The 8599-nt window shown below is 47.7% G+C and carries 8 protein-coding genes; 5 read left to right on the forward strand and 3 right to left on the reverse strand.

Annotated elements, in window-relative coordinates:
• The first annotated feature begins 205 nt into the window (after positions 1-205).
• The gene (locus VIM87_RS26580; RefSeq protein ID WP_331999917.1) at positions 206-1255 is read left to right on the forward strand and encodes a lytic transglycosylase domain-containing protein; all 1050 of its coding nucleotides are present in this window, start codon (positions 206-208) and stop codon (positions 1253-1255) included.
• Positions 1256-1325: 70 nt separating this feature from the next.
• Here the strand turns inward: VIM87_RS26580 and VIM87_RS26585 are convergent, their stop codons facing one another.
• The 3 genes from VIM87_RS26585 to VIM87_RS26595 all read right to left on the reverse strand — a co-directional run bounded on the left by VIM87_RS26585 (position 1326) and on the right by VIM87_RS26595 (position 4796).
• Complete coding sequence (locus VIM87_RS26585) at positions 1326-3158, reverse strand: hypothetical protein (RefSeq protein ID WP_331999918.1); 1833 nt, start codon at positions 3156-3158, stop codon at positions 1326-1328.
• 23 nt (positions 3159-3181) lie between these two features.
• On the reverse strand, positions 3182-3613 hold the full coding sequence (locus VIM87_RS26590) for a GPW/gp25 family protein (RefSeq protein ID WP_331999919.1): 432 nt from the start codon (positions 3611-3613) through the stop codon (positions 3182-3184).
• Between the two features lie 88 nt (positions 3614-3701).
• The gene (locus VIM87_RS26595; protein WP_331999920.1) at positions 3702-4796 is read right to left on the reverse strand and encodes a PKD domain-containing protein; all 1095 of its coding nucleotides are present in this window, start codon (positions 4794-4796) and stop codon (positions 3702-3704) included.
• A 194-nt stretch (positions 4797-4990) separates the two neighbouring features.
• Here VIM87_RS26595 and VIM87_RS26600 point away from each other — a divergent pair, with 194 nt between their 5' ends.
• From VIM87_RS26600 to tssO, 4 genes are all read left to right on the forward strand, one after another.
• Positions 4991-5944: a type VI secretion system baseplate subunit TssG gene (locus VIM87_RS26600; protein ID WP_331999921.1), complete on the forward strand. Its 954-nt coding sequence runs from the start codon at positions 4991-4993 to the stop codon at positions 5942-5944.
• 92 nt (positions 5945-6036) lie between these two features.
• On the forward strand, positions 6037-6891 hold the full coding sequence (locus tag VIM87_RS26605) for a TssN family type VI secretion system protein (protein WP_331999922.1): 855 nt from the start codon (positions 6037-6039) through the stop codon (positions 6889-6891).
• Positions 6892-6937: 46 nt separating this feature from the next.
• On the forward strand, positions 6938-8113 hold the full coding sequence (locus tag VIM87_RS26610; RefSeq protein WP_331999923.1) for a hypothetical protein: 1176 nt from the start codon (positions 6938-6940) through the stop codon (positions 8111-8113).
• Between the two features lie 80 nt (positions 8114-8193).
• Positions 8194-8599, forward strand: a 406-nt coding sequence (gene tssO, locus VIM87_RS26615; protein WP_331999924.1) for a type VI secretion system TssO, incomplete at its 3' end; no start/stop codon positions are given.

The raw sequence follows: 8599 nt of genomic DNA on the forward strand, positions 1-8599 counted from the left end.
CCCCCGTAGATGCGCTGCCAAGGTATATGGTGCAGTAGCCAGTGTAGTCCATGGTCCATGGTCCATGGACCATGGCATAGAGCGTTGAAATGAAGTACGCAATAAGCAAGGACTGTTGACCGCCAGCAGCATATCACGTAGTAACCGCAGCACGTAAAAGGCAATGGACTATGGACCATGGTCCATGGACTAACTACAAGTAATCATGATCAGGCATTTAAGATCCATATTGTTCGTTAGCTTTTTCTGCGGCTGTTTTTTAAGCAGCCGTGGGCAAATGGTGGATTTTTGCGGAGAGGCGGTACCACTGGAACGTGACTTTGTATCCAACCGTTTGATGGATGTGATAAAATGGCATTTGCGCCACCAGAACTTTCTACCCCTGCTCAAAGCCAAGTCAGAGCAGTACTTTCCCCTGATAGTGCCCCTCCTGAAACAATACAATATTCCTGAAGATTTTAAATACCTGCCGGTAGTGGAAAGCGGTTTTACCAATGCCACCTCGCCGGTTGGCGCGCAGGGCGTGTGGCAGCTGATGCCCGGCACCGCTGCGGAGCTGGGGCTGCAGGTAAGCAACGGGTATGATGAACGTAACCATCTTTTAAAATCCACACAGGCTGCCTGTGTGCTGATCCGCAAGCTATATGCCCAGCTGCAATCCTGGACGCTGGTAGCTGCCGCCTATAACGCCGGTGGCGGTAACATATCGCGTAACGTAAAAAAGCAGGGCAGCCGGGATTATTACCAGCTAATGCTGAACAATGAAACCGCCCAGTACATTTACAAGATCATTGCGGTAAAACAATTGTTTGAAAGCCCGGAGCTATACCTGGGTGGGTTTGGCTATAATGTGTTCAGTAAAAGCTCTGCCAATGGTTCTGTATTTGCCGCCAGCCCACAGCTGGAGAATGATAAGGAGTTTAAAAGCATCCGTATTACAGTAGGTAAGAATGTACGGCAAATTCCTATGATGGTGTACAACGCCAGGCTGCAGAACAGCGACAATTTCACTGATGGGCAGTTGGTAAGCATAGAGCTGCTGGATGACCTGCAGGCAGAAGGAGTGTACATCAGCAAGAATACCAGCATTTCCGGCAGGGGGTGGGTAGTAAGTAACCGCATCTATGTAGATCTTGGTTTTGGCAATACCCTGGTATTATGCGATAACGAAGGCAAAAAAGGCGTACCGCTTAAACAGCTGAAAGAGGGCGGCGCCGTGATGCTGGTGGGTAAACAGCAGAAGGTTAGCGGGTAGCGGCCGCATGCAGCATTACCCCACCGCACTACTCAATTCGTAATTCGTAATTGAATAATTCGTAATTAACTCACGCCAGTGTTTCATTCATAAAGATCCTGTACGGATAATTATTCGGAGAGCGCTCCCGCAGCTGCATCATCAGCTCATCTTTCAAATAAGTTAAGCTGCCGTCAGAATAAGTGTTCACCGGTTTTACCAGGGTGATACGGATATCAATGCTGCGGCTGTAACCCGCTGCAGTACCGGGCGCCATGGCAGTGCCCTTGCTAACAGTCACCATGCTTAGCTCTTTACCCATAATATGTTTGCACAGCGCTTTAATATCTTCCGGGGTAACAATACGGTCGTGGGTAAGTAAGTGGTAGCGGTACTGGTTAATCTTTTCATCAATATTTAAACGGTCCTTACCGCCCTGTGTATTAGTTACCAGCGTAATGCTGTTCGGGTGCATCTGTATGCTGCCATACTCCTGTAAGTGGCTGCCCATGCGAATGTTATTGGCCAGGGTGCCATTGGTGGTATAGAATTCTACAAACAAATATTCTGCGCTTTCCCTTGGTTTTACCATCAGGTAAGGAATGTTGCCTTTATTACGGCTGGGCTGCAACTGCTCTTCCAGGGAGGCTATCAGCTGATGCAGCTCCCGCATGCGGCCGGCTACATAATCATTCTTCACTTCTTCAAACAGGGAGCTTTCGTCCCGGATCACTTCAATCAGGTAGGCTATAATTTCTTTGGCTTCACGGGAATCAAAACGCCCAATACCGCTGCTGCGCACTACCAGGTCGCCTTCCTGCATTTCGCCGGCAGTGGTAAAATTGCGTACATGGTAATTGGCGCCGCCCAGGTCGTATACCTTTTTTACATCAAAGAAAATATCCGGCGTATGCAGGGGAATAATATTCAGGTAGCGGTTCAGCTTCAGCGATTGCTCATTCACTTTACGGTTAATAACCGGTAAGCAGTTAATGCTGCAATACAGGTCCTCCAGCAAAGAGTGGTGCACGGTTTCCGGGAACTCTACCCTTATCCAGAACGTGTTGGGATCTATTACGGAAGTGGCCTCTTTACCAAAGATCAGCTGCAGCAAAAGCGGCACCGTGCGTTGCTTGGCCGGGATGAAATTAGTATTTACCGTAAGGAAATTGCGGCGGTAGCGTTGCAGCACTTCACGGCTGTAACGCGCGCTGGTATCAAATGCCAGGTCCAGCATGGCATTTACAGTTTCCTCTTTTTCATTACGGCTGTAGTGGTAACCGCCATTCACCGGCAGCTCTGCATCGCCCGCAAAAAAACGGGCCAGGGGCAGGTAATGATAAAACATTTCCTGCTGGTGTACATTGCGCAGGTCAAAGAAAAAAGAGAGCCCGTTGAAGTTGTCCGGCAGCGTATCCATGGCTAATCCCAGCCATAAGTGGTTAGGCGCCGCATCTTTGGGTAATGTACCTTGCAGCACCTGCTCTTTAAACCAGAACTCCCTGCTTTCATACAGCTTGCTGCCAACGGCCATGTAACGGATATGCCCGCGGAACAGGCGGTGGTTGCTGAGCGGGCTAAAGAAAAGGTCTTTGTTGTTACCGCCGGTTTTATGTGTGTAAAAGAATTGATGATCAGGTGTAATGTTAGTGGCCGGCTCGTTACTGGTGGCATGTAAAATACCATAGGCCGGCTGGCTGGTGGTAATAGGCTCCGGCATCATGATCTGTGCCAAACGCTCTACCAGCCGTGCATGCGACACATCTACCTCATTGGATATTTTTTCCAGCTCACTGGCGCAGGCTTCCAGCAGCAGCTGTACCACCGGGTCAAAAGAAGTTTCTACTTCCGCATCCGGATAGCCCCATAATCTTGCAGCCGTTTTTAACATACGGTCTTTGATACGTTCTTTTTGCTCTTTCATGATTGCTGCTTTTGCGTCTTATATTAATCAAAAGATAGGGGGCTTACATAGAAGTAGCTGCTGTAGTGGAACGGGTTATTATTCTTGGCCAGCGTACCGTTTACGCTCACCTTTATTTTTTTCTTCACTTTACGGCCGGCTGCCATATTCAGCTCTTCCTGGCTAACTACGGCTGTTACCCTTATTTGCGAAAGCCTTTTTTCGTATCTCACAATAGAGGTGCGCACCGCAATCTCTACCTGTTCCTTTACTTCATTATTGGAGGCTTTAATATCAAAGTCAGATTCCCATAGCTGGCAGCCATAGTTCGGATCGTCTTTATTTTCACCCAGCACGGTCGTGATCAGCAGGTGTATATGCTGTGATACGGATTCTTCCAGGTTGCATACCGCCATATCCTTCTTTTCCAGGACAGTGGAGAGCTTTAGCGGTAGCTTATAGTATTGTCCGTTCATGGATTTTAGATTTTAGATTTACGATTTTAGATTTGACGGACGTAGATCGCACCGGTCAAATCTAAAATCTAAAATCGTACATCGTAAATTAAAAGATGCCGAGGAAGCCTTTCTTATCGTAGCGTACACGGATCTCTTTCACACAGCCATCCGGATCTTTGATCAGGTTCACCATTTCTATCTTGATACGTTTTTTACCACGTATGGCCTCGCAGAACTGGGAGAAGGTCTTCACATCCTTATCATTCAGCAGCACACGGGCATTCAGGTTATTACATAAATAAGGTGCAAAGTCCTGGATGCCTTTTTGTTTGTTGCTTAGCTGGGTTAGCATGCCCCGGAACTCTTCATCAGAAATAGCAGGCGCTTTGGGCTTTTCAGGCGCCGGTGGTGCAACCTCCGGTTTGGTTTCCGGTACCGGGAAGGGCGGTGGTACAAACGGATCCGTGTTACGGTGTTCCTGCGGCGCGGGGAATACGTTCACCCGTTTCTTTACCATACGGCTGGCATCGCCATTCACCACCAGTGTTACTATACGGTCGCCGGGACTGCTGAATACATAAGTATGCGAGCGTTCGCTATGTGTTTCTGCATTAGGCTGTTGTAAGCGCCATTCCCAGCTTTTAGCGCCGGGCGTGCTGTTGCTGAAGGTTACAGGGCGGCCTACAAAGGCTTCTGTAGGGCCGTCAATTACCGGGAATACATCGGCCGCAGGTGTGCTGGTGGTGAGCGGTATAGGATTAATTACCTGTACCTCCTGGTTCCAGCTGCATTTGCCGGCCTGCAGGGTTACTACAAAACTACCGGCCTTGTTAAAGGCATGGTATACCTGTTGCCCCTGCTGTTGTACGCTGCTGTCGCTGAAATTCCAGGTGTATCCGCCGGCAGGTGCGCTGCCTGTATTATTAGCTTTAAAAGTAATAACTTCTCCTACTGTAAACGAAGTATTTACACCATGCTGCCGGCTGCTGAAGGCCATGCTCACCATGCTGCAGTCCTGCCGGTTACCGGCTTTAAAGGCCAGCATCACTACGCTAATCGTCAGCAAGGCCAGGAATGTGTACAGCACCATCGGGTCAATGTGGCTGGTGATACTGCTGAAGGGTCTTACCGAGTTAACTTTCCTTTCGCTTCTATCGTTATGTGATCTTTGGGGGGCCATCGGTTTTTCACGTTTTTGCAATTTTAAATAATTTTTTAGATAAATTGCCATTAAAATAATAGTGCGTATTAACCCAAAAGCTAACTTACGTATTACACTTTGTTCATATCAATACAACTGCAAAAACCGGGCGTGGACCTTAGTATAAGGAATATGAAGGCGAGACTCCATGATACCGATGTTAACAAATGAAAAACCGTAAAACAAATATTTAGATGACGAGCTATGCACAAAAGGCGGCTGTGCTGGAAGAAGTGATAGATCATATTCGTCGCCTGCATGAAGATGTACGGGCCGAGGTAGTAGTAGGTGAGCTGCTGGATAACCAGCTACAGCAGGAGGAAGTGACGGTACAGATGCAGAATGTGTTCAGCCGGGCTTTTGCACGGGATATTACAGGCGTAAAGCTGGATGATTCACAACCGTATCATCCCTTTATTATGCTGCAGCTTTCGAGGGATGGTTTGTACGACCGTTTGCCGGAAGGGCTGTTCCATGAGTTCTCTTCACAGCGCCGCGGCTCTGTGCAGGAAATGGTGGCTAATTACAAAAAACAGCAGCAGGAGCAGCAGCAGGCCCGTAAGTTCTTTCAACCGCTGGAGCATGAATTTTTCCTGCAACGGGTGTTCCTGGAACAGCGGGAAAAACATTTATTATTTGACGCCTTTGGTAAAGATGCCGACCAGTTATTCTTATCTTTCTGGGGCATTAATCCCAACTTACCCAAAGCGCCAACGAACCGTTTGGTAAGATTATTGCCATATATGCACCGGATTGCAGGTAACATACCCCTGGTGCAATTGTGTTTGCAGGTAATACTGGAAGAGGAGGTGCAGATCGTTTGTGACCATACGCCCCGGCGTGTGCAAAGCAGCAGTGGCGTTCCGCTGGGCGATGCCCGCCTTGGACTGGATACCCTGGCCGGCGAAGATTTTTATACCGATATGCCGGTGATGAAAGTAACTATAGGACCCCTGCAACGTCAACGTATATATGATTATTTACCCTGGCAACCCTATGGGCAGTTGCTGGAAACATGTTATAATTTTTTATTACCTGCCGATGTGGAGATTGAAACCCTGTTGGAACCCAACAGTGCCGAAAAAGGCGCTGCTGTAGCAGATGAGAACCGTAAGGAAGGTATTATGGGTTATAACTTATTTCTGTAGATTTGAACCGAAACACTAAACGCTAAAAGCTAAAGGCTAAAAGCTTAAAGCACAACGCTTAAAGCATTCGGCGTAAATAAACATTCATTGGTATGTTATTAAAAGCAAAGATATACCTGGTTGTAGCGGCAGTATTAGCCATTGGAGGGCTAACCGTTGCCATGCTAAGCCGTTTTATCAAGAATTTTGCCCTGTATAAGAAGAAAGCGTTATGGTACCTGTTTTACATGACGCTGGTGTTTGGGGTAGTGGCCTCCCTGCCATACCTGTTCACTAACCAGAACCTGATGAGCCAGTACATTTTCTCCTCCGTATGGTTCATGGGATTAGGCATAGTGCATTGCCATTTTATGTATACCCGTTTCTGGGCCAATGAAAAAACACTGGGATCAGAGCTGGCCTTTATTGTGGCTATCTGGTTGTTCGGGGGCGCCTTATCCGTGCTGGTACATTACTGGATGTCAAAAGGCACTTTCCTGTATTACCCCATGCTTACTGCAATGTTCTCTTTTGTATTGCCCACCTTTGTATACAAAACCTTTGAGCGGATGATGACCATACCGGCCAAGGTGCATAAATGGTGGCAATATCCTTTATATAAGGAAGCGCCGCAGGTGAATGAGGATGAAATGCGCGACCTGATCGTGATAGGCTTTGAGCTGGAGAAAAAGGTGAATGATAACAGCCGCATTTATTTCCGCGCGCGAACGCCTATTAAGATGGACCTGGGGGACCTGTTCTATCATTTCCTGAATGATTACAACGACCGTTATCCCAATACGCCGATCGATTTCCTGGATACGAACGGACAGCCCTATGGCTGGGTATTTCACCGCAAGCCCCGCTTTTTTGTTGGCACCAGAACATTAGACCCCGATAAGCCGGTATTTATGAACGGCATCCAGGAAAACAGCGTGATCATTTGCAACAGAGTAGTATTATCGTGAGGGTTGGTGCAACCACCATCACTCCTTACAATTTAAACATACAATTATGGCGGAGCCGTTGAAATATTTCCCCGTTAACTGGGTGGATGGGATGAAGATCAAGAAGCAGCACTTCATTGATACGGAGAATGCAATGCTTGACCAGCTGCGGGATGCAATTACTGTAGGGCTGCATGCGCAGAACTATGGCCTGTTACCACCCAAAGCAGAACAAAAGGAATCTTTACGTTGCTGGTTTGTGATAGATAACCAGCAGCTGTGGCGTGTAAAGCTAACGGAGTGCCGGGCAGTAACGCCGGGCGGCGGCCGTATTGAGATACCGGAGCATACGGTGCACTCCCTGAAATATGCCACTACTTTCCCGGAAGCAGAATATAAATGGGATCCTTCCCATGCTGAAAGCACCTTTTATATTTTAATACAGGTAAACCCGTTTGACCGTCAGCCCAGCGGGGAGCCGCTGCTGCATGAAGATCCGCCAAGGCTGCCTTATGCCACGCCGGAGTATACCCTGTATGTAATACCGGCATCGCAGCTGCCGCAAGGCCAGCTGGGTAGCTACCAGATGATACTGGGTAAAATAACGGTAAAGGATACACGTCCGCAGCTGGATGATGATTATATACCGCCCTGCGCTATTGTAGCTGCACATCCTGCCCTGGCAGACCTGCACCAGGAGCTGGACCAGTTCCTGGGGCAAATGGAGCTGTACGGTGTGCACATCGTACAGAAAATATATTCCCGCAAGCAGGATAATGACCTGGCGCAGGTAGTATTATATATCACGGAGAAAATGGTGCAGTACCTGAGCACACGCATTACCCAGTTCCGTTGGTTAGGCTTATACCAAACGCCTGCCGAAATGCTGGAAGTGGTAGCCGGGTTGGCACGCACTATGAAGAATGCCATTGACCAGCGGGCCAGCGCCGGTAAAGAAGAGCTGCTGAACTATTTAAGCGAGTGGTGTGAGCTGCGGCAGGGCGAGCTGGAAACGCTGATGATCAACTGTGCCAACATCCGCTATAAACATATGGATGTAAGGGAATGCCTGCAGCCTATGATACCCTTTGTACGCGCAGTGAATAAGCTGTTTGACAGCCTTAGCCGGCTGGATTATATCGGCCGTAAACAGGACAGCGGCATTTTTGTAAAAGAAGAATCACCGGAAGACAGCGAATACCTGCGCAAGCATAAAACCAAGCGCTGGTTCTTTACAGATTGAGGTTAATTAAGAATGAATAATGAATAATTAATAAGATCGGCCTCTGATTCTTAATTCTTAATTTTTAATTATTAATTATAATGCAAGTATTGAACAAACAGGAAAGAACAACCGCCTTTTTATGGTTCCTGCTATTTTTTGTAGTAACAGTAGGGCTTTTTGTTGTAGCAGTTTTTTTCAACTTCCAGGTACCGGTAAGAGAGAATGCGGAGCTGCGTAAAGAGATCAGCGCCTACCGCAAGGAGCAGGCTTTCCAGGCCGATTTTGTGCAGAACCAGGAGAAGATAAGAGCGAACCTGGATTCTGTAAATGCGCCCAACCAGAATGCTATTTATGTGGAGCAGGAGATTGTGAAGAACCTTTCCAACATGCACAATGCTATTCCCAAAGATGTAGTGACCCATTACAGCCTGTATGATAATTTTGTGCAGATAGGCTTAGCATTACAGGAAAGCAAGCAACAGCTGCGCGGCCTGCAGGATGCAC

It is taken from the genome of Chitinophaga sp., from assembly GCF_036569125.1.
Lineage (GTDB): Bacteria > Bacteroidota > Bacteroidia > Chitinophagales > Chitinophagaceae > Chitinophaga.